This is a genomic window from Hymenobacter polaris, assembly GCF_012927305.1.
Taxonomy (GTDB): domain Bacteria; phylum Bacteroidota; class Bacteroidia; order Cytophagales; family Hymenobacteraceae; genus Hymenobacter; species Hymenobacter polaris.
In genome coordinates, this window is the sequence record NZ_JABBGH010000001.1 from 1188112 (window position 1) to 1209567 (window position 21456).

Consider the following 21456-nt stretch of genomic DNA (forward strand, 5'->3'; position numbering starts at 1 on the left):
AGACTGCCTAACGCCTACTTACCTACCCCGAACATGCGTTTCTTACTCCTTGCCGGCCTAGGTTGGCTCTTGACCTTTAGCGCTTTTGCCCAAAGCGCGGTGCGCGGCAAGGTGCTCGATGCCAAAGACCAATCGCCGCTTATCGGGGCCAACGCGGTGCTCATCCACCTACCCGACTCGGTGAAGACGGGCACGGCCGTGGGCACCGACGGCAGCTTCGAGATAAGCGGCGTGGCGCCCGGCCGCTACTTATTTCAGGCTTCGTTCATCGGCTACCAGGACCAGCGCCAGCCCGTGACGGTGCCTACCGGCGGTGCGCCCCTCGACCTAGGGGCCGTGCGCCTGAACGTGGGCGGCGTGGCCCTGAAAACGGTGGTCGTGACCGGCCAAGCCGTGCAGCAAACCCAGCGCGGCGACACCACCAGCATCAATGCTAAGGCCTTCAAAGTCAACCCCGACGCCACGGCGGGCGACCTCATCGGCAAGATGCCCGGCATTCAGGTAGATGCCCAGGGCAAGACCCAGGCCCAGGGCGAGCAGGTGCAGCAGGTGCTCGTGGATGGCAAGCCCTTCTTTGGGACCGACCCCGACGCGGTGCTCAAAAACCTGCCCGCCGAGGCCATCGACAAGGTGGAGATTTTCGACCAGATGAGCGAGCAGAGCCGCTTCTCGGGCTTCAACGACGGCAATACCCAGAAAACGCTGAATATCATTACCAAGCCGCAGTTCCGCAACGGGCAGTTTGGACGGGCGGTGGCCGGCGCGGGGCCCGACGGCGGCGGCACCGGCAGCGGCACCCGCTACAAGGCCAGCCTGAACCTCAACGACTTCCACGACAACCGGCGCACCACGGTGCTGGCCCAGAGCAACAACGTGAATGAGCAGAATTTCTCGCCCGACGACCTGCTGGGCGTCATTGGCAACTCGGGGGGCGGTGGTGGCGGGGGGCGCGGCGGCGGCCGCGGCGGGGCCGGCGGTGGCGGGGGCAGCGGCTCGAACCCCGGCGACTTCCTGACCAGCCAGAACGGGGGCATCAGCACCACCAACGCGGCGGGGCTCAACTACTCCAACTCGTGGAACAACAAGCATACCGAGCTGACGGGCAGCTACTTCTTCAACCGCTCCAACAACCAGCTCAACAGCACCACCAACCGGCAGTTCGTCAACGGCACGCTCTACCAGGAGAACTCGGCCTCGAACAGCATCAACCAGAACCACCGGGCCAACCTGCGCTTCGAGCAGCGCATTGACTCGGCTACCTCGCTGCTATTTCGGCCTAGGGTGTCGTGGCAGCAAAACAACGCCAGCCAGGTACTGGCCGGCGTTACATCGAGCGAAGGCGCGGCACTTAGCAACCTCAACACGCTGTATAACAGCAACAACATGGCTGCCAACCCGGCCGGCGACCTGCTGCTGCGCCGCCGCCTGGGCAAGCGCGCCGGCCGCACGCTCTCGCTCGATATCACGGGCGCGCTCAACAACCGCAACGGCAGCAGCCTGCTGCGCACCACCAGCACCGGCACGGGCACCAGCACCAACCTCAACCAGCGCGCCGACCTTACCCAGCACAGCGGCACCCTAGGGGGCAACCTGGCCTACACCGAGCCCGTGGGCCAGCACGCCCAGCTGCAAGCCAACTACACCCTCAACTACGCCCCCAACAACTCCGAAAAGTACACCTACGACCTGAGCGGCAACGACCAGCAGACGCTGAACCCGGCCCTGAGCAACGTGTTCGACAACTACTACCTCACCCAGGGCGGCGGGCTGAGCTACCGCTACAACACGCGGCAGTTTCAGTTTTCGGTGGGCGCCACCGGGCAGGTGGCCCAGCTGCGCGGCAACCAGACCTTTCCCGTGGCCGGGCCCGTGCGCTATACCTTCGTGAACGTGCTGCCCCAGGCCAACCTGATGTACCGCATCGACCGCACGCACAACCTGCGCGTGTTCTACCGCACCAATACCAACGCGCCGAGCATCAACCAGTTGCAGGCCGTGGTGAACAACTCGAACCCGCTGCAGCTCACCATCGGCAACCCGGCCCTGCGCCAGGAGTACGCCCACAACCTGGTGGCCCGCTACAGCGGCTCGAACCCCGAGAAGAAGGGCAATTTCTTCGCCCTGCTCTCGGGCTCGTTCACCCAAAACCCCATTGCCAACCGCACGCTGCTGGGCACCCGCGACACCACCGTGACGCCCGAGGGCACCAACCTGGCCGTGCGCCTGCCCGCCGGCGGCCAGCTCACCCAAAGCACCAACCTTTCGGACCAGTACTCGCTGCGCACGCTGGGCAGCTACGGCCAGCCGCTGTTCGGCTCGAAGCTGAACCTCAACGTCAACCTAGGGGCCAGCTTTAGCCAAACCCCCGGCCTGGTGAACCTCGGCCTCAACTACGCCCGCACGCCGGCTTTTACGGGGGGCCTGACGCTGAGCAGCAACATCAGCGAGCGGCTGGACTTCACGCTCTCCTCCAACTCGACGCAGAGCTACGTGTATAATACACTTAATACGCAGCTCAATAGCCGCTACTTCAACCAGTTGACTCGCTTAAGATTAAGCTGGATAGTGGGGCCGGGCATCTCCATCAAGAGCGACGTGGCCCACCAGCTCTACCGCGGCCTGAGCAGCGCCTACAACCAGAACTACGCCCTCTGGAACGCCAGCATCGGCAAGAAAATCTTCAAGCAGCGCGGCGAAATCCAGCTCTACGCCTTCGACCTGTTGCAGCAAAACCGCGCCATCCAGCGCAACGTGAACGTGGCCTATGTGGAGGATGTGCAGACCACCGTGCTGCAGCGCTACTTCATGCTTATGTTCACCTACAACATCCGCTCGGCCAACATGACCCTGCCCGAAGCGCCCGAAGGTCCCGGCGGCGGCCGGCGCGGGCGCGGCGGCTTCGATGGTCCTCCTCCTGGCGGGGGGCCGCCCCCCGGCGGCGGGGGCTTTGGCGGCCCTCCGGGGGCCTAGGGCCGGCGGCGGGCGGGGGCAACTTGCCCGGATTAGCTGCGTTTCTACCTATCTTGCTGCCCCCATTTTTGCCAATACCCTGCCTCTCACCACCCTATGAAGCACCTGCTCCCGGTTTTGCTGCTGGGGCTGGCCACCCGCCCAGTTTGGGCGGCCACGCCGCCCACCGTGCCCGCCGCCCTCGACGCCCTGGGCCTGCACCTAACCCTCGACGAGGATGCCCGCCAGCTGGTGCAAGCCAAGGTCAACAGCCTGTGCCGCCACCAACCCTCGCTGGATGAGCGCGTGGCGCGGGCCGAGGCCGCCTTCCCCATCATCGACCAGGTGCTGGCGCAGGAAGGCCTGCCGGGTGATTTTCGCTACCTGGTGCTGCAAGAAAGTGCCCTGGTGGGCGACGCCGAGAGCAACCACGGCGCCGTGGGCTACTGGCAGCTAAAGCGCGAAACGGCCCTAGGGCTGGGCCTGGCCGTGAACAGCCAGGTAGACGAGCGCCGCCACCTGGCCGCCAGCACCCGCGCCGCCGCCCGCTACCTCACCCGCAACAACGCCGACCTGCGCAACTGGGCCGACGCCCTGCTGAGCTACAACCTGGGCCCCACCGGCGCGCTGGCCTACGTCGCCCCCGGCGACGCCGGCGCCGACGAGATGAATTTCACGGCCCATACCAACCCCTACCTGCTCGACTTCGTGGCCCAGAAGCTGGTGTTCGAGCCCGCCACGGCGGCGGGCACCGTGCCCTTTACGCCCTGGCGCGAGGTGCCCGCCACCCCCGGCCAAACCCTGGCCCAGCACGCCGCCGCCCTCGGCGCCGACCCCGCCGCCGTAGCCCAGCTAAACACCTGGCTGCTAGCCAGCACCGTGCCCGACGATGGCCGCCCCTACACCATTTTAGTACCCCTAGGGGCGGCCCCGCTGGCCAGCGCGCCCGTGCCAGCGCCAGCCGAGCTACCTACCGAAGTGCCCGGCCCGCCCGTGCGCGAGCTGCCCGCCGGCCGCCCCGTGGTGGCTGCCGCGCCGGTGGTAGTGCCCGCTGCCCCCGCGCCCCGCCCGGTGCCAGTGGTAGTGCGCCCGGCCGCCCCACCGGTCCCCGCCCGGCCCACCGCGCCCGTAGCAGTGGCTAGTCCGGCGCTCTACCTGGTGGCGCCGCACGAAACGCTGTATAGCCTGGCCCGGCGCCAGGGCGTGCGCCCCGCCGTGCTGGCCGCCTGGAACCACCTGCCCGCCAACGCCAGCCTGCAAGCTGGGCAGCTACTGCGCCTGAGCCCGCCCACTGCCCCGCCTGCTCCCTCGGCCGGCCAGTACGTAGTAGCTACCGGCGATACGTTCTACAACATTGCGCGCCGCTACCGCTGCACCGTGGCTGACCTACTGGCCCACAACGACCGGCCCGCCCCCACCCTGCGCGTGGGCGAAACCATTCGGGTGCCTCTATACTAAGCAGGCGGCAGCCCTAGGGCTGCTGCGCAAAACAGGGCGGGCCGCTCGGAGTAACTTGCTCCGCGCGGCCCGCCCTGTTTTGCGCACGCAATAATGCTACAGCTGACTGAGCGCCACGGCCTTATAAGCGGCGGCGCGGCCCACGGCGGCGCGCAGGTCATCTTGCAGGGGGCGGCTGCTGAGGTCGCGCGGGTGCAAGTCGAGCAGGGTGCCGTCTTCGGCGATGAGCACGGCGCTGGGCAGGCGGTTGAGGTTGTACGCCTGCCGCACGGCGCGCTGCTCAGCCAGCGGCACGTAGGCCTGCACCCCACCCAGGCCGGGCGTGGCCCCCGCTACCGATTGCTGCCAGTAGGTAGGGGCATCATCGAGGGCCGCCATCACCACCACGATGGGCTGGCCAGCCAGGTTTTGCACCAGCTCCTTGGCAAAGGGCAGCAGCCGCTGCCCGGCCGGGAAGCGGCTGTCCCAGAAGGTAATGTACACCAGCTTACCCTTAAAATCAGCCAGCGTAAGCTTGCGCCCATCAGTTGCGCGCAGCGTGAGCGGTGGGGCGGGGCTGCCAATGGCCAGCGACTGGTGGTCGGCAAAATCGCTGCGCAGCAGGGCCACCCAACTGGCGGGCACCTGGTTGGAGGCAGCGTAGGTTGCGAGCAAAGACTGGGCATGGGCCACGTGGCCCTGCTCAATGGTTTCGCGCACCACTCGGCCCAGCACAACCGGGCGCATGGGGCCAGTGGGTAGCAGCTTGTCGGCCAGGCGGTAGCACGTCAGGAAGTAGTCAGGGTCGGTGGGGCGGTGGCCCGTGGTGCGGGCCTGGTAGTGCACGTAGTCAAGCAAAAAATCCTGGTAGCGCGTGCTGGTAGCGGCGCTCTGCTGGCCCGGCACCAGGTTCACGTCCTGCAGAAAATCGTAGTAGTCGGCGGGTAGCTCGATGCGCGCCTGGCCATCCACGGTTTGCTCGCGCAGGTCGGCGTAGCTCAGGCGGTCGCCGGCGTAGGTGTAGGCGATGTCGGTACGGGCAAAGCTCTCGAAAGCCGGCGTAAAATGGCCCCGGCGGCTGGCTTGCTTCAGCAGCGTTTCCTCGTGCTCGCGCCGGTAATTCAGAAACGACAGAAAGCCGGTGGGTAGCAGCTTAATATTTTCGGGCAGTACCTGGTAGGCCTCGTTGTTGGTGAAGCGGCGCCCCTGCTCGGCCAGGTAGTTGTTGGCGGCGGCGGCCGGCTGCGAGGCCCCGCCGGCGGCCGCAAACTTAGCCGTGCTGGTTAGCTCGATGGCGTCGCCGCGCAGCTCAAGGTCATCGCCAGGCTCTAAGAAAACGGCCATTTCCTCATCGCCAAACGTGAGCTGAGCCAGCGTGGGCTGCTGCACCGGAATGCGAAGGCGAAAATTGCCATCCATATCGGGGTGCACCGTGCGCTGCTGCTGGCGGATGGCCAGCGGCTGGGCGCGCCAGCTAATCACCAGTGGGTCGCCGAGGGCGTTGTCGAGGCGCCCGCTCAGCTCGGCGCCGGTCGTAGATTGCGCAATCGCGGTGTGGGCTAGCAGCATTACTGCCAGGCCCAGCATCGGGTTTCTCATGCCTATTGAGTTGGGTAGAGTATAAACTACAGCCGAGCTTAGCAACGGCAGCAGTCTTAGCAACGCCCAAGATACACCCTAGGTTTCCCAAATTGTACTCAGCTTTGCACTTACAACCCGGCGTAAGTGCCATTTTTTCGTTCCATGTCGCAGCACAAAGAAGTTAAACTCGTTACCACCCACCAGATGCTGGCCATGAAGCAGCGCGGCGAAAAAATCGCCATGCTCACGGCCTACGACTATTCCATGGCCCAGATTCTGGATGGCGCCGGCATCGACGTGCTACTCGTGGGCGACTCGGCTTCCAACGTGATGGCCGGCCACGAAACCACCCTGCCCATCACGCTCGACCAGATGATTTACCACGCCCAGAGCGTGGTACGGGCCGTGAAGCGGGCTTTCGTGGTCGTCGATTTACCCTTCGGCTCCTACCAGGGCAATTCGTCCATCGCCCTGCAATCGGCCATTCGCATCATGAAGGAAAGCGGGGGCCACGGGGTGAAAGTGGAAGGCGGCGCCGAGATTAAGGAATCTATTTCGCGCATTCTCACGGCCGGCATTCCGGTGATGGGCCACCTCGGCCTGACGCCCCAAAGTATTTATAAATTTGGCACTTATAACGTGCGGGCCAAGGAAGAAGCCGAAGCCAACAAGCTTATCGAAGACGCGCATTTGCTGCAGGAACTAGGCTGCTTCGGGCTGGTGCTCGAAAAAATACCGGCCGCCTTGGCCAAGCGCGTGGCCCAGGAGTTGACAATTCCCGTTATCGGCATCGGCGCCGGCCCCGACGTGGACGGCCAGGTGCTGGTAGTGCACGACGTGCTGGGCATCACCAAAGAGTTTCAGCCCCGCTTTCTACGCCGCTATGCCGAACTGCACGACGTGATGACCCAGGCCATCCAGCACTACGTAGCCGACGTGAAAAGCCGCGAGTTTCCTTCGAGCGAAGAAGCGTACTAGGCGGCGCGGGTTGAATTTCTCGCAGAGGTACGCAGTGGTAAAGCGCCGAGGTTCGCTGAGGTTGTTGAACGACTCAGCGAACCTCGGCGCTCTACCACTGCGTACCTCTGCGGGAAATTTACTTTACCATGCGCCCTTTCAGCCTCGCTTTGCTCGCCGCCGCCCTCCTCACCCTGCTGCTATTAGTAGTAGCCGCCCCCGTGCAAGCCTGGGCCAAGGCGCTGCTGGGCTTCCAGCTGCCGGCGCTGTGGACGCTGCTGGCGCTGGTAGGCATTTTCCGGGCCGTGCGCGCGCAGCAGCCGGTGCCGGCGGCGCTCTACGTAGCCCTAGGGGTTACGCTGGTCAACTACTTCTACTTCGCCATCGTCTTTTCGGGCGGGCGGCACCTGCCCGGCGCCTAGGCCCTCGGCGCCGGGCAGCGTAGCACTCGAAGTACCGTTTATTTTTTTGGTAGTGGTTTTCTGCAAAGCGATGTTAGCACCTACATTTGCTTTGCATCTCAAAGTTCTTCTAAAAACTATGCAGCCCCTCGCCTCTCTACCCGCTCGCGCCAGCAGTTGGGCCCGTAATTCCGTGACGCTGAAGCTACTACTCATTGGCTTTTTGCTGCTGCTGCTACTCATTCCGAGCAATATGGTAGAGGGGCTGATAACGGAGCGCGCCGCCAGCCGCGACGAAGCCACCGAAGCCATCGGGGCGCAGTGGGGCGGGCCGCAGCTGCTACTAGGGCCGGTGCTGGTGCTGCCCTACGCCGCCACGCAAGTAGAGCAGGGACAAACCACAACCGTGACGCGCTACCTCTGCCTGCTGCCCGATACGCTCAGCAGCCGCGGCACGCTCACGCCCGAGCGCCGCCACCGGGGCATCTACGAAGCGGTGGTGTACCGGGCCCGCCTGCACGTGCAGGGGGTTTTTCAGGCGCCACCGCTCGCCGACCTGGGCGTGAGCCCGGCGGCCGTGCGCTGGCCCGAAGCCTTCGTGGCCCTGGGTATTTCCGACCTCAAGGGCATTCGCAACAGCCTGAATCTGCGCTGGGATGGGCAGGCGCATCCTTTCGAGCCCGGCCTGCCCAGTGGCGAGGTGCTGCCCGCCGGCTCGGCTCCCTCGGTAAGCACCCAGGTAAATACGGTGGTGGAGGAGCGCCACCGCTACGCCAAGTTTGCGGGCGGCAACGAGGAAGGCACTAACGAGAATGGCGCTACTGCCAACGGCCTCAACGCCCTGGTGCCGCTGCCCAACGCGGCGGCCCTAGGCCAGCGCCACACCTTCGCCTTCGACCTCGACCTGAACGGCAGCAACGGCCTGCTGCAAGCGCCCCTAGGCCGCCAAACCACCCTGCAGCTGAGCGCGCCCTGGGCCGACCCCAGCTTTATCGGCGCCTTTTTACCGGTGCGGCGCTCCTTGGGCGCAAGCCAGTTCGCGGCCGACTGGCGGGTGTTTCACCTCAACCGCAACTACCCGCAGCACTGGCGCACCGAAGACAGCCGCCCCAGCGTGGACGCCTCCACATTTGGCGTGCGCCTGCTGGTGCCAGTCAATGAGTACCAAAAAACCATGCGCGCCGCCAAGTACGCGCTGCTGCCGCTGGCGCTCACATTCCTGGTCTTTTTCTTCGTCGAGGTGCTGAACCGGCGCCGCATCCATCCCTTCCAGTACCTACTAGTAGGATTAGCGCTGGTCATTTTCTACGTGCTGCTGCTGGCCCTGGCCGAGCACATGCCCTTCGATGCCGCCTACGCCGTGGCCACGCTTACCATTGTGGGGCTGGTGACGGCCTACGCGGCGGCCAGCCTGCGGCAGCGGCGACCGGCGCTGGCTACGGCCGGCGTGCTGGCGCTGGTCTACGGCTTCGTGTTTGTGGTGCTGCAGCTGCAGGATTATGCCCTGCTGGTGGGCAGCCTGGGGCTGGTAGTGGTACTGGCGGCCGTCATGTTCCTCTCGCGCAATATTGACTGGTACACCGCCACCGAGCCGGCGCCGGAGGTGGCGTAGTGCGGCGGGGCAGTGTATATTTGCTCGCAAGGAGCGCGGGCCATTGGATGATTTCTGCCGATGCACGTGCCGCTGGCGGGCCCTGGGGCCGGCTGGCTCTCGCCTCCGCTTTCTCATTTCTGGTAGTAGCCTGGCCCTAGGGCCCCTTGCCCCCGCGCGTGAACCGTCCTAACCTGTGGTCGGAACAAGAAGAAATCTTGTTCGAGGATAACCATTTGCTCGTCATCAATAAACCCGCCGGCATTTTGGTGCAGGGCGACGAAACCGGCGACGAGCCGCTGTCGAAAAAAGCCGAGGAATACCTCAAATTCAAGTACAAGAAGCCCGGCGCGGCCTTCGTGGGCGTGTGCCACCGCATCGACCGGCCGGTGTCGGGCATCGTTATCCTGGCCAAAACCAGCAAAGCGCTCAGCCGGCTCAACGAGCTGTTCCGCGACAACCTGGTGAAGAAAACCTACTGGGCGCTCACCGGCAAGCCGCCCCAGGTTGAAAGCGGCACGCTGGTGCACTGGCTGGTGAAAGACCCCATTCGCAACGTGACCAAGGCGTACGCCGAGCGCCACACCCAGGGCCAGCGCTCCGAGCTGAGCTACCAGGTGCTGGGCCCCGCCGCCAACCGCCAGCTGCTGCAAGTGAACCCCGTAACGGGCCGCCCCCACCAGATTCGGGTGCAATTGGCCACCGGCCTGGGTACCCCCATCGTGGGCGACGTGAAGTACGGCTTCCTCAACCCGCTGCCCGACGTGAGCATTGCCCTGCACGCGCGGCAGCTCGAAATTCAGCACCCCGTTACCAAGGAGCAGCTGAAATTCGTGGCGCCCCTGCCCGCCGCCCCGCACTGGGATGCGGCCCGGCAGCTCATGGATACCAAGTAGGCCGGCTACTTCGCCACTGGCTTATACTCCAGCCCGAAGCCTTTGGCGTAGTCGGCCAGCGGCCCGAGGCCCATGCTGGCGCGGCGCTCATCCACGTGGGCTTCGTCGGCAATGGGGAAAAACTCGGGCTTGCCCATTGCGGCGTTATAGTGGTACTGGCTACCGTAGAGTTGGGGCTTGTTTTGGTCTGTTAGCACCCGGTCTTCCGTCAGCGCCAGGTTTTGCTTGGCCAGCTCGCCCTTGGCCGCTGCTTACCGCATGATGGGCAGGTATTTCTGCCTTGTGGCCAGGTTGGAGTGCTGAATGACAAAAAAGGCCGTCAGGCTGCCATCGCTGCCTACCAGGCTTTTGCTCGGCCAACCGTACTGGTCGATAATGGCCGTAACGCGGGGTAAGTTGCGGGCGTCGGCCTGCATAATCACCTGGTTCAGCGAATCCATTTGTGGCGACTTCAGGCCGAATTTCTTCATTATTGGCCTTATCTGGCGGCGCAGCCCCTGGTCTGACTCCAGGATTTCGGCCAGTTCGCGCTTCAGGGGCTGGTTGATGTTGGCCTCGGCCTGGGCCACGCGGGCTTCCAGCTTGCGCAGCATGGGTTGCCAGCGCTTGTCGGCGTGCAGTGCGGCCAGGTCACTATCCGTTTTGAGGTGCGTCACATCGTCCCAGCCGGCCAGGGTGGCGCGGTCAAGGTCCCGGAATGCCTTGGCCGGCTCGCCCGCCAGGGCCCAGCTGCACGCGGCGTTGTAAAAGTCGCCCGCCGCGGGCTGGGCCGCCGGCTGCCGAAAGCTTTCGTCGTAGCGCTGGCCCGACTCGCGGTATTGCTTGTTGTGGTAGGCCGCCAGCGCCTGCGTGCGCAAGGCAGCAAAGGATGCCTGCGCCTGCGCCACCAAGCCGTAGCCGAGCCCTAGGGCCAGGAGTAAGTAGTTTTTCATACCTAGCCTAACGCCCGCCTCCTAGCTGGCAGTACCTGCTCAGCTTGCATTTCACTTGCTGGCGGCGCACAGTTTTAGTGCCCACGGCAGACCAGCCGCCACCAGGGTGCGGGGCGCGGGGCGGTGTAACATTATGGCATTGTGCAGCCCTAGGGGCCTAGACGCTAAACAAGGGCCGTAAATTTGTATTACTGGTGAACCAAGCCCGAAGGGATTTCCTTAGTGCGGGCGGCACTCCACTCACGTTCTAAATTCATCGAATGGCCATCCTGGTTTTCTTCGTTGCCCACTACTACCTGTCGCTGTTCACCCAGACGTTTTACCTGCACCGCTACGCGGCGCATAAGATGTTCACGATGAACAAGTTTTGGGAGAAATTCTTCTTCCTGTTCACGTACATCTGCCAGGGCAGCTCGTTTTTGTCGCCGCGGGCCTATGCTCTGCTGCACCGCATGCACCACGCCTACTCCGACACGGAGCTGGACCCGCACTCGCCGCTGTTCTCCAACAACGCCTTCGACATGATGTGGAAGACGAAGAACATTTACAATGACGTACTAAACAACAAGTACGAATTGGCCGAGCGTTTCGAGGGCGACTACCCGGTGTGGCAGGCCGTGGAGGATTTTGGCGATAAGTGGTACTCGCGCCTGGGCTGGGGCACGCTCTACGTGCTGTTCTACATCCAGTTTGCCACCGCCTGGTGGATGTACCTGCTGCTGCCCATCCACTTCCTGATGGGCCCCATTCACGGCGCCATCGTGAACTGGGGCGGCCACAAATACGGCTACCAGAATTTCGACAATCACGACCACAGCAAGAACACGCTGGCCCTGGACTTCCTGGCTTTCGGCGAGCTGTTCCAGAACAACCACCACAAGCTGCCCATGCGCGTCAACTTCGGCGTAAAGTGGTGGGAGTTTGACCCCACCTACGTCGCCATCTGGACGCTCGACAAGGCGCGCATCATTAAGATTAAGCGCAAAAATGTGCAGCCGAAGCAGCGCACTAAGAAGGAGTTGAAGCAGGCCGCCTAGGCCGCCTTAACCTAAAAAAAAGCCCCGCTACCAACTCGGTAGCGGGGCTTTTTTACGCTCAACGCAATAGAAAATCAAGAACTAACAGGCGGTCATGCTGAGCTTGGCGAAGCATCTCTCCCGAACAGTACTGCGTGGTAAAAATGCTTCGGCAAGCTCAGCATGACCGCCTGTTATATGCGTCATTCATACACCCCTAGGGCTACTTCTGCAGCACTAGTACGCCATTAAGCAGGAAATTGTCGCCGGCAGTAGTAGTGAGATTATAGACCGGCTGCACGCCGCCCGCATACTCCTGCGTGCGCAACACTATGTGCGGCTCCAGGGTCAGCGTAGCAGGGTTTAGGCACAAAATCTGGTCGCCGACTGCTACCTCGCCGGCTGGTTTCGGCCCCGCTAGGGTTTGCAGCGGGTGGTTGGGGGTGGCTTCCAGCACGCGGCTGGCCAGGTGGGCCGTGGTGGCGTGGGCGCTGGCCTGCTCGCGCACGGCTACTACGTGCAACTGCGTGAGCGCATAGTTTTGAGCGGCGTGGGCGTGCACGGCGCACACCGTAGCGGCGGCCGGCTGCCCGGTGCGGGCATTGAGGCCCAGAATTTGGTCGCCGGGCTGCACCGCGTGCAAGGCGCGGTGGCCGCCGGCCGCCAGCGCCACCAGCTGCTCCCCCGGAAAGCAGATGTCGTTGCCATAGGTACCCGACTCAGCCGACAGATTCTTACCCTGGTTGAGGGCTTTAAATTGCTGGTAAGCCAGTTCCTTCGACAGCACGTAAGAGAGCTTCAGCACGAAATTCTTTTCCTCGCGGTCGATGGCGTGGATGTCCTCGAAGTACTGCGCCCACACCTTGCCATCGGCCGTGAAATCGGGCAGCAACGCCTGGTAGCGCTTGCCTTTTTCGTTGGTGTAAAACACCAGCGTGCCAATTTCCTGCATCCCATCCTTGGCCAGGAGCTTATAGAGGTCGATGCGCTTTTTCAGCCCGTCGTCGCCCGTGATGAAGTAGGGTTTGCGCGCCTCGTAGCGGTCTAGGATGTAGGCATTCTCGAACTTGACGTAGCTATCAGCATCCAAATCCTTGATGGCAAAGGTTTTGGCTTTTTTATACTCATCAAGCGTAAGCGGACGCGGATTGATAGTTTGGCCGAGGGCCGCGCTGCTGCCGCCGAGCAGAAGTAGGCCGGCTAGTAAGGTATTTCGCATGGAGTAATTGGTTATAACTACTAAATCAGAACGTTCTGCTGAGCTGGCCGAAGCATCTCTACCAAACATCCCCCTGGGGGCGCAGCAGAAATGCTTCGGCCAGCTCAGCAGGACGTTCTTTTGATTGTTACATAGAAGGTTTGAGGCCCTACGACACCTGCCCGAAGGCGGCGGCGAAGGCCTGCATCTCGTCCATTCGGCCAATGCTGACGCGGCACCACTGCTTGCCGGCAAACTGCCAGTTGCGCACGCCCACGCCGCGCTTCATCATCTCGTCCACGAAGCGCTTGCCGTCCATTTTCAGCGGAAACATCACAAAATTGGCCGACGACGGAATGTACTCGTAGCCCTCGCGCTTGAGCGTGTCGCAGAGGAATTGCCTAGAGGCCAGCGTCTTTTGCAACGCTTCCTGCATATAGGTCTGGTCTTGGTAGCTAACCAGGGCCGCCTGCACGGCCGGGGCCGAAATACTCATGGGACCTACCGCATACTGGCTCAACAGCTTGATGGTGTCGGGCTGGCCCACCACGTAGCCTACCCGCAGGCCCGCGAAGCCGTAAAGCTTCGAGAAGGTGCGGGCCACCAGCACGTTCTGGCCCTGCTTCACGGCGGCCATCATGCTGGCGCCGCGCGGGTCGGGCAGGTAATCGATGTAGGCCTCATCAATGAAAATAGGCGTCTTGGGCGACACCCGCTCCACAAAGCCCTTGAGCTTGGCCGTATCGAGCACGGTACCGGTAGGGTTGTTGGGGTTGCAGATGTATACCAGCGCCGTACGAGCGTCGAGCTGCTTTTCCATGGCGTCGAGGTCAAGCTTGTAGTCGGCCGTGAGGGGCACGGCCACGATGGGCGCCTTAAACTTCTCGGCCTTGCGCGTGAGGTCGGCGTAGGAAGGGTCGCCGGTCATGATGCCGCCCTTTTGCCCGTAGTGCATGGCGGCCGCCAGCAGCAGGGGGCTCGAGCCGGCATCCAGCAGAATGTGCTCGGGCGTGAGGCCTTCGTAGTCCGCAATTTTCTGCGCCAGCTCGCGGCTCTGCGCTGGGTACTGGTAGCAGTTGGCCACCGAGTCGGCAATGGCGCGCTTGGCTTTTTCCGACGGCCCAAAGGGGTTCTCATTGGCCAGCAGCCGGGCCTTGAGCGCGGGCGCGGCAGCCGCCAGCGCTTCCTGCTCGGTGAGCGGCAGCCACTCGGGGGCTATTGCTCCTAGGGGCTGCTGGGTTGGGCCGGCGGCCCCTAGAGCCTCCAGGCCAGTGGGCAACAGCGACACGCCTCCGGCCAGCAGCGCGCTGGACTTTAGCCAGTTACGGCGGTTCATGCGGGTTTCCATGGTGCGTACAAGTTGGTTGATGAAGCTAGGGAGAAATTAGTTGCTGACGGGTTTGACGCTGGGGTAAGCCACCCGCTGCTCGCTGAGGCGGCTGTGCACGGCGGCCACCGTGCTCCGGGCCGACTCGAAGGCGCCCGCCATCCAAGCGGTGAGGTAGGTGGTGTGCTCGCCGGCAAAGTACACGCGCTGCTCGGGGCGCAGCAGGGCCGGGTACAGCGTTTGGCGCTGCTCGGGGGTATACAGGGCCCAGCCCCCTAGGCTGTAGGGCTGCTTCTGCCAGCTCACGGAGAAGGAGTGCTCAAACTCCTTGGGGTACTGCGGGTGAATAAGCTGACCCTTGCGCAACGCCAGCTGCTCGCGCTCGGCGTAGGGCAGCTCGCCCACGGCTTTGGCCTTTTCGTTGAAGTTGTAGTAGCCAATCAGGATGCCCTTCTGGCTGAGGTAGTCGTAGGACGGGTAGAAAATTTGCGTCAGTTCGTTGTTAGTGTGGGTAATGCCCCCATAAATCTGCTCGTCCTCTTCCCAAAACCGGCGCTTAAACTGCAACCCAATCTTGCTGGTTTGGATGTAGGGCACGAAGTCGATGGCCCGGCTCACGTCGCCCGAAAAATTGTGGCGCACGTTGCTAAGCACCGGCAGCGGCAGGGTGCAGATGCAGAGGTCGGCCGTCAGCTCGTGGGTGCCCTGCGGGTCGCGGTAGGTCACCTTCACCCCGTCGGGCTGGTTCAGGATGTCCGTAACCTCGGCCCGCAGGTGCAGGCAGTCGGCCACCCGCTGCTGCAGGGCCTGCGCAATGCGGTCCATGCCCCCCACGGCCTGGAACATGGTCATTTGCAGCTCGTAGGTGTACTCGGCCACGTTGTAAAAGTCGGGGTCGAGCAGGCCCGACTGCACGATGTCGGCCAGCCGGTAGGGATTGGCGATTTTACCCACGCGCGCGCCGGCGCCGGGCGCTTCCACGTAGCCGCGCCGCGCCGAGGCCTTGTAAAGGCGGTCAATATCCAGCCCACCCTCGGCCCGCAAAAACTCCAGCACCTTGGCCGCGTCCTCCGGGCTCAGGCCGGTATCCACCTGGCTCGTGTGCAGCGCCTTGGCCAGCAGCTCGGTGGTGTAGCCGCGCACATCGTTGTGAATTTCGCGGGCCCGCACCTTTTTATTCGATAGGGGTCCCTTGCCTTCGGCAAAGTAGTAGCTGCCCTCGTTCACGTTATTATATACTTCCAGCGGCACGCCCAGCTCTTTGCAATAGTGCATCGTAAGCTGGTGGTGATGCGGAATGCGCGACGGCCCCGCGTTGAAATACAGGCCGTTGTCGAAGCTAGCGGTGTGGGAGGGGTTGGTGGTTTCTTGGGTGGTGCTGCCATTGCGCACGCTCCAGCAGCGCCCGCCCGCGCGCTCGCGGGCTTCCAGGATGGTGCAGCGGTAGCCCAGCTTGCGCAACTCGTAGGCGGCCGTCAGGCCGGCCAGGCCGCCGCCCAGCAACAGCACGTGCTTGCCCTGGCCGCTGCCCGGCTGCAGCTTAAAGGCGTGGGCGGGCGCCGCCGGCAGCAGATTGAGCGCCAGCATAGCCGGATAAGCTCCCGCCCCTAGGGTAGCGCTCTTAGTCAGAAAAGCTCGTCGAGAAATTGATTTTTGCACGTCTATAGCTTTTTGGCCCCAAAATTTAGGGCATAACTTTTATAATGTTAGCTAATTAGTCTAAAACACCCTAAAACTTTAGGTATTTTTGGGCAGAATATGGATTGTAACAATATTCATCCCCTCAATTTGAGAGGGGGTAATTTCTGGTTGTAGACTATTGATTTAGGTAGCTTAGAGGTAGCGCGACGGGTTAGCAAGCGACTTATTTTCGGGGAAGTGCTGATTTAGCGCACGTTGCCTCGTACCTTTGCGGCCCCAAAGCAGTTTTGCTTATTTCACAGACGCACGGGATGCGTCGCTCAACCCTACCCGGTTTATGGCAGTTAAAATCCGCCTCGCCCGCCGTGGCCGCAAAAAGGCCGCGATGTACGACATCGTAGTTGCTGACTCGCGCTCGCCGCGCGATGGCCGCTTCATTGAGAAGCTCGGCACCTACAACCCCAACACCAACCCCGCCAGCATCGACTACGACGGCGACCGCGCCTTCTACTGGGTGATGAACGGCGCCCAGCCCTCCGAGACGGTGCGCGCCATGCTAGCCTACCGCGGCGTGCTGCTGCGCCGCCACCTGCAACTGGGCGTAACCAAGGGCGCCCTGACCCAGGAAGTAGCCGACCAGCGCTACAACCAGTGGCTGGATGAGAAAAACAACAAGATTGAGGCGAAGAAAACCGGCCTCACCGACACCAAGGCCGAGGCCCGCAAGCAGCAGCTCGCCGCCGAAACCAAGGTGAAGGAAGCCCGCGCCGAAGCCCTGCGCAAGAAGCAGGAAGCTGCCCTGGCCGCCGCTGCCCCCGCCGCCCCGGCCGAAGGCGAAACCACCGCTACCGCCGAGGAATCGGCCGAGCACGCGGCTTAGTTCCAGCTGCCACCAGCTCAGCAGCCGTAAGCACGTCATGCGGAGCTTGCCGAAGCATCTCTACCGCGCAATGTGTTCGGTAGAGATGCTTCGGCAAGCTCAGCATGACGTTCTAATTTAGCGCGTTAGCACAATTTTTTCGTTGCCTTATGACCATCGACGACTGCTTTGAGCTAGGCTACCTCGTGAAGCCCCACGGCCTAAAGGGCCAATTCATTGCCGAGCTGGATGTGGATGACGCCAGCGCTTACGACGACCTCGAAAGGGTGTACCTGGCCCTACCCACCGCGCCCGATAAGCTGGTGGCCTACCCCGTGGAGCGTTTCAGCCCCCAGGGCGGCCTGCGGGTGCTGCTCAAGCTGCGCGGCATCGAGCGGCTGGAGGAAGCCGAGCCCCTGCGCAACGCCAAGCTCTGGCTGCCCCTTACCGAGCTGCCCGAACTAGACGAAGCCCAGTTTTACTTCCACGACGTTATTGGCTTTCAGGTAATTGACGCGCAGGACGGCCCCCTAGGGATAGTGGAGAATTTCTACGAGCTACCCCAGCAGGACGTGCTGGCCATGCGCCACCAAGGCCAGGAAGTGCTCATTCCGGTGGTAGACGAGCTGGTGAGCCACGCCGATATGGAAGCCCGGCAGCTGTTCGTGAACCTACCCGAAGGCCTATTGGACATTTACCTCAACCCCGGCGCCCACAAGAACCCGAACGCCGACTAGTCCCACTTAGGCCTCGCCAGTCGCCTCACTATGCTGGCAAGCATTCAGTCAGCCCGCGTAGCGGACGTATGCGCGCAATCCGTTAAATCCGTTAAATCTGCGATGCGGGTAGATATTCTCACCTGCCAGCCCGAGCTGCTGGCCAGCCCCCTAGGCCATTCCATCGTGAAAAGGGCCCAGGAGAAAGGACTGGTGGAGGTGCATTTGCACCAGTTGCGCGACCGGGCCATTAATAAGCACGGCCAAATTGACGACTACGTGTTTGGTGGCGGGGCGGGCATGGTGCTGCGCGTCGAGCCCATTGCGGCCTGGCTCGACGAGTTGCGCGCCCAGCGTCCCTACGAAGCCATTATCTACCTCACGCCCGATGGCGAGGTGCTGCGCCAGCCGCTGGCCAACCGGCTCTCCCTGCTAGGCAATATTATCCTGCTGTGCGGGCACTACAAAGGCGTTGACCAACGCATTCGGGATGAGTACGTTACCCACGAAATAAGTTTGGGTGACTACGTACTGAGCGGGGGGGAACTGGCGGCCGCCGTGCTGGTCGATGCCGTGGTGCGGCTGCTGCCGGGCGTACTCGGCAACGAGGAATCGGCGCTGTCGGACTCGTTTCAGGACGATTTGCTGGCCCCGCCGGTGTACACGCGGCCGGCCGAGTGGCGCGGGCGGGCGGTGCCCGAGATTCTGCTTTCGGGCAATACGCCCCGTATTGAGGAGTGGCGCCACGAGCAGGCCTTGGCCCGCACGCAGGTCCGCCGGCCCGATTTACTTCAGTAATACGCCAGTACGCGCTAGAAGCGCCGCGCTAGGGCTTGTTTATCTGCGTTAAATTCCTTATCTTTGCGCTCCGTTTCGCAAAATACCAACCTTCAGGGCGGCGGCGCCGCTCGTTTGTAATTTACTTTTCGCCATGAGCGTACTACTCGACTTCATCAATGCCGAAGGCCAGGAGCGCCGCGCCAGCTTTCCCAAGTTTGCTGCCGGTGACACCATCAACGTGCACGTAAAAATCCGCGAGGGCAACAAGGAGCGCATCCAGCAGTTCCAGGGCGTGGTTATCCAGCGCCGCAACCCCAGCAGCAACGGCGAAACTTTCACGGTGCGCAAAATCTCGAACCAGATTGGTACCGAGCGTATCTTCCCCCTGCTGTCGCCCAACATCGACAAGATTGAGCTGATTCGCCGCGGCAAAGTGCGCCGCGCCCGTCTGTTCTATCTGCGTGGCCTGTCGGGCAAAGCTGCCCGCATCAAGGAGCGCCGCCGCGACGTTCCGGCCGCAGTTGCCGCCTAGGTCCCTGCCTATTGCACAAGCATACACGGCTCTTTCCTCGCGGGAAGAGCCGTTTTTGTTGCGGTGCCCCTTAGGCCAACTACCACGTTTGCCCGGCAGTCCCACGCAGGCCAGGGTATCTTTGCGCGGCGCGCGGCGCTCACTCTTCCTTTCCCCTACTCCCCTACCCAATGCGAGTTTCCCGGCTGGCCGCCACCCTGAGCGGCTCCGAAATCATTCGAATCGGCAACGAGGTTAGCGAGCGCGTCCGCCAGGGCGAGGCCATCTGCAACCTCACCATCGGCGATTTCGACTCCCGCCTCTACCCCATTCCCGACGGCCTGCGCGACGGCATCGTGGCCGCCTACGAGGGCGGGCACACCAACTACCCGCCGGCCGCCGGCACCGCTGATTTGCGCCAGGCCGTGAGCGAGTTTTTGCAGGTCCGCTTGGGCCTCAACTACGCCCCGGCCGATGAGATTATGATTGCCGGCGGCTCGCGCCCGCTCATTATGTCGGCCTATGAGGCGGTGGTAGACCCCGGCGACCGGGTGGTATTCCCAGTGCCTTCCTGGAACAACAACCACTACTGCCACCTCACTGGTGCGCAGCCGGTGCTGGTGCCTACCACGCCCGAAAACCAGTTTATGCCCTCGGCGGCCGACCTGGCGCCGCACCTAGCCGGCGCCTCGCTGCTGGCCCTGTGCTCGCCGCTTAACCCCACGGGCACGGTGTTTACCAAGGAAGGGCTGGCGGAAATCTGCGACCTGGTGCTGGCCGAAAACCAGCGCCGCGGGCCCGACGAGAAGCCGCTGTATTTGCTCTATGACCAGATTTACTGGCTGCTGACCTTTGGCCAAACCGAGCACTACGACCCGGTGAGTTTGCGCCCAGCCCTGCGCGAGTACACCATATACATCGACGGGCTCTCGAAATGCTTCGCGGCCACCGGCGTGCGGGTCGGCTACGCTTTTGGTCCCAAGCAAGTTATCGAGCGCATGAAGGCGCTGCTGGGCCACTACGGCGCCTGGGCCCCCAAGGCCGAGCAAGTAGCGGCGGGCAAGTTCCTGCCCCAAGCCGCGGCCGTTGATGCCTATCTTACCCAGCTCAAAACCCGCCTGCAGGCCAGCCTCGACGCCGCCTATCGCGGCCTGCTGGCCCTGCGCGACCAAGGCTACCCGGTGGATGCCGTAGCGCCCGCCGGGGCCATCTACCTTACCGCTAAAATTGACGTGCTGGGCCGCACCACGCCCGGCGGGCAGGCGCTGGCCACGGGCCTGGATATTGCCACCTACCTCATTGCCGAGGCCCAGCTGGCGGTGGTGCCCTTCAGCGCGTTTGGCGCGCCGGGTACATCGCCCTGGTTCCGCTTCTCGGTGGGCGCCGAGCCAACTGAGGCTATTCAGGCCGCCCTGCCCCGCCTGCAAGCGGCGCTGGATAAGTTGGGGTGAAAGTGCGTAATTAGGTAAAGCAGAACGTCATGCTGAGCTTGCCGAAGCATCTCTACCGCACGATACCCTAGGGGCTGTTCGGTAGAGATGCTTCGACAAGCTCAGCATGACGTTCTTATGGTTTATTAGGCTTCTGTTTAAGGCCCTACACGCTGGGCTGTAGCGGCACGCGGCCGGGCGCTTGGCCATCCTCGGCAGGCTTAGGCGTCTTGTCGCGGCCCATCCATAGCGCCAGCGAGGCCCCTAGGGTGGTGGCGGCCACCAAGCCAGCCACCACGGGGTGCAGGCTGGCGGGCGTGTAGTAGGTTTTCAGGGTGTGGCCCTCGTAGTCGCCGCGCGCCTTGAGGTGGGGGGCGGTGGGGCGCTGCAGCGAGCCTTCGGGGTGGCGGGCGCGGGTGCCGGGGTGCACCTGCTGCTGGGCGCTGGTTTTCGAGGCCAGCCAATCGACGGTGCCGGGCGCGTATTTGTTCATGACGCTCATCATTTTGCCGCCACCGCCCACGTAGATGTCGCGCACCGGGTGGCTGGCCGCGTGCAGAATGGCGCTGCCTACCTCCTCGGGCGCGTACACGGGCGGGGGCAGCGTGGGCTGCTCGGGCAGGTAGTTGCGGGCGTGCGCCGGGAAGGGCGTGTTGATGGCGGCCGGCTTGATGAGCGTCACCGATACCGGCGCTTTGTCCTGGCCCAACTCGATGCGCAACGCATCGGTGAAGCCCTTAATGGCGTGCTTGCTCGACGCGTACATGCCCTGAAAAGGAATGGCTACGTCGCTGGCCACGCTGCCCAGGTTGATGAGCGCGCCGCCGTGCTGCTTGAGGAACTTAATGGCTTCGAGCGAGCCATTGACCACGCCCCACAAGTTGGTGTCGTAGAGGCGCTTGAAGTCGGCCAGGTTACCCTGCTCAATCTTGCCCCACATGCCCACGCCGGCGTTGTTGACCCAGGTATCGAAGCCGCCGAAGTGGCTGCGGGCGGTGTCGGCAATGTGCGCCACGGCGACGGGGTCGGCCACATCGGCCACTACGGTGGCGACGTGGCCGCCCAGCTCGCGGGCCACGGTTTCAAGGTCGTTGGCCGAGCGGGCGGCCAGCACCAAGCGGGCGCCGGCCTTGGCTGCCTGGCGGGCCGTAGCCAGGCCGATGCCGCTGGTAGCACCAGTGATAACGAGCACTTGCTGGTGTAGGGGTTTTAGTTTGACGGACATGCGGGTGGA

At 63.2% G+C, this 21456-nt stretch carries 17 protein-coding genes and 1 pseudogene; 12 read left to right on the plus strand and 6 right to left on the minus strand.

Annotated features, from left to right (window positions below; genetic code table 11):
• Nucleotides 1-33: 33 nt before the first annotated feature.
• On the plus strand, nucleotides 34-2970 hold the full coding sequence (locus HHL22_RS05005) for an outer membrane beta-barrel protein (protein ID WP_169529847.1): 2937 nt from the start codon (nucleotides 34-36) through the stop codon (nucleotides 2968-2970).
• Between the two features lie 96 nt (nucleotides 2971-3066).
• Nucleotides 3067-4407, plus strand: a complete 1341-nt coding sequence (locus HHL22_RS05010; RefSeq protein ID WP_169529848.1) for a LysM peptidoglycan-binding domain-containing protein — start codon at nucleotides 3067-3069, stop codon at nucleotides 4405-4407.
• A gap of 96 nt (nucleotides 4408-4503) precedes the next feature.
• On the opposite strand, the gene HHL22_RS05015 is transcribed toward HHL22_RS05010, so the two are convergent.
• The gene (locus HHL22_RS05015) at nucleotides 4504-5985 is read right to left on the minus strand and encodes a TlpA family protein disulfide reductase (RefSeq protein ID WP_169529849.1); all 1482 of its coding nucleotides are present in this window, start codon (nucleotides 5983-5985) and stop codon (nucleotides 4504-4506) included.
• A gap of 144 nt (nucleotides 5986-6129) precedes the next feature.
• Between HHL22_RS05015 and panB the strand changes: the two genes are divergently transcribed.
• The 4 genes from panB (at nucleotide 6130) to HHL22_RS05035 (ending at nucleotide 9812) form a co-directional block, all read left to right on the plus strand.
• Nucleotides 6130-6945 carry a 3-methyl-2-oxobutanoate hydroxymethyltransferase gene (gene panB / locus HHL22_RS05020; RefSeq protein WP_169529850.1) on the plus strand — a complete coding sequence of 272 codons (816 nt, stop codon included), beginning with the start codon at nucleotides 6130-6132 and terminating at the stop codon, nucleotides 6943-6945.
• A gap of 128 nt (nucleotides 6946-7073) precedes the next feature.
• Nucleotides 7074-7346 (plus strand): hypothetical protein, encoded by a 273-nt coding sequence (locus HHL22_RS05025; protein ID WP_169529851.1) that lies wholly within the window; start codon nucleotides 7074-7076, stop codon nucleotides 7344-7346.
• Between the two features lie 118 nt (nucleotides 7347-7464).
• Entirely contained in the window at nucleotides 7465-8937 is a 1473-nt protein-coding gene (gene creD, locus HHL22_RS05030; protein WP_169529852.1) for a cell envelope integrity protein CreD, read from the plus strand.
• 158 nt (nucleotides 8938-9095) lie between these two features.
• Nucleotides 9096-9812 carry an RluA family pseudouridine synthase gene (locus tag HHL22_RS05035; RefSeq protein ID WP_169529853.1) on the plus strand — a complete coding sequence of 239 codons (717 nt, stop codon included), beginning with the start codon at nucleotides 9096-9098 and terminating at the stop codon, nucleotides 9810-9812.
• A gap of 5 nt (nucleotides 9813-9817) precedes the next feature.
• Here the strand turns inward: HHL22_RS05035 and HHL22_RS05045 are convergent.
• A pseudogene (locus tag HHL22_RS05045) lies at nucleotides 9818-10744 on the minus strand (DUF6624 domain-containing protein).
• A 260-nt stretch (nucleotides 10745-11004) separates the two neighbouring features.
• Between HHL22_RS05045 and HHL22_RS05050 the strand changes: the two are divergent.
• Nucleotides 11005-11781 carry an acyl-CoA desaturase gene (locus tag HHL22_RS05050; RefSeq protein ID WP_169529856.1) on the plus strand — a complete coding sequence of 259 codons (777 nt, stop codon included), beginning with the start codon at nucleotides 11005-11007 and terminating at the stop codon, nucleotides 11779-11781.
• A gap of 202 nt (nucleotides 11782-11983) precedes the next feature.
• Here HHL22_RS05050 and HHL22_RS05055 read toward each other — a convergent pair whose 3' ends face one another.
• The 3 genes from HHL22_RS05055 to HHL22_RS05065 all read right to left on the minus strand — a co-directional run bounded on the left by HHL22_RS05055 (nucleotide 11984) and on the right by HHL22_RS05065 (nucleotide 15872).
• The gene (locus HHL22_RS05055; RefSeq protein WP_169529857.1) at nucleotides 11984-12979 is read right to left on the minus strand and encodes a Hint domain-containing protein; all 996 of its coding nucleotides are present in this window, start codon (nucleotides 12977-12979) and stop codon (nucleotides 11984-11986) included.
• A gap of 148 nt (nucleotides 12980-13127) precedes the next feature.
• Nucleotides 13128-14306, minus strand: coding sequence for a pyridoxal phosphate-dependent aminotransferase (locus tag HHL22_RS05060; protein WP_169529858.1), 1179 nt, complete (start codon nucleotides 14304-14306; stop codon nucleotides 13128-13130).
• Between the two features lie 36 nt (nucleotides 14307-14342).
• The gene (locus HHL22_RS05065) at nucleotides 14343-15872 is read right to left on the minus strand and encodes a flavin monoamine oxidase family protein (RefSeq protein WP_195809225.1); all 1530 of its coding nucleotides are present in this window, start codon (nucleotides 15870-15872) and stop codon (nucleotides 14343-14345) included.
• 391 nt (nucleotides 15873-16263) lie between these two features.
• Here HHL22_RS05065 and HHL22_RS05070 point away from each other — a divergent pair, with 391 nt between their 5' ends.
• From HHL22_RS05070 to HHL22_RS05090, 5 genes are all read left to right on the plus strand, one after another.
• Nucleotides 16264-16806: a 30S ribosomal protein S16 gene (locus HHL22_RS05070; protein WP_169529859.1), complete on the plus strand. Its 543-nt coding sequence runs from the start codon at nucleotides 16264-16266 to the stop codon at nucleotides 16804-16806.
• A gap of 149 nt (nucleotides 16807-16955) precedes the next feature.
• Nucleotides 16956-17522: a ribosome maturation factor RimM gene (gene rimM / locus HHL22_RS05075; RefSeq protein WP_169529860.1), complete on the plus strand. Its 567-nt coding sequence runs from the start codon at nucleotides 16956-16958 to the stop codon at nucleotides 17520-17522.
• A gap of 102 nt (nucleotides 17523-17624) precedes the next feature.
• Nucleotides 17625-18299, plus strand: coding sequence for a tRNA (guanosine(37)-N1)-methyltransferase TrmD (gene trmD, locus HHL22_RS05080; protein ID WP_169529861.1), 675 nt, complete (start codon nucleotides 17625-17627; stop codon nucleotides 18297-18299).
• Between the two features lie 133 nt (nucleotides 18300-18432).
• Nucleotides 18433-18813 carry a 50S ribosomal protein L19 gene (rplS, locus tag HHL22_RS05085; RefSeq protein WP_169529862.1) on the plus strand — a complete coding sequence of 127 codons (381 nt, stop codon included), beginning with the start codon at nucleotides 18433-18435 and terminating at the stop codon, nucleotides 18811-18813.
• Nucleotides 18814-18983: 170 nt separating this feature from the next.
• Nucleotides 18984-20243, plus strand: coding sequence for a pyridoxal phosphate-dependent aminotransferase (locus tag HHL22_RS05090; protein WP_169529863.1), 1260 nt, complete (start codon nucleotides 18984-18986; stop codon nucleotides 20241-20243).
• Between the two features lie 145 nt (nucleotides 20244-20388).
• Here the strand turns inward: HHL22_RS05090 and HHL22_RS05095 are convergent, their stop codons facing one another.
• Nucleotides 20389-21447 (minus strand): SDR family oxidoreductase, encoded by a 1059-nt coding sequence (locus tag HHL22_RS05095; RefSeq protein WP_169529864.1) that lies wholly within the window; start codon nucleotides 21445-21447, stop codon nucleotides 20389-20391.
• Nucleotides 21448-21456 lie beyond the last annotated feature (9 nt).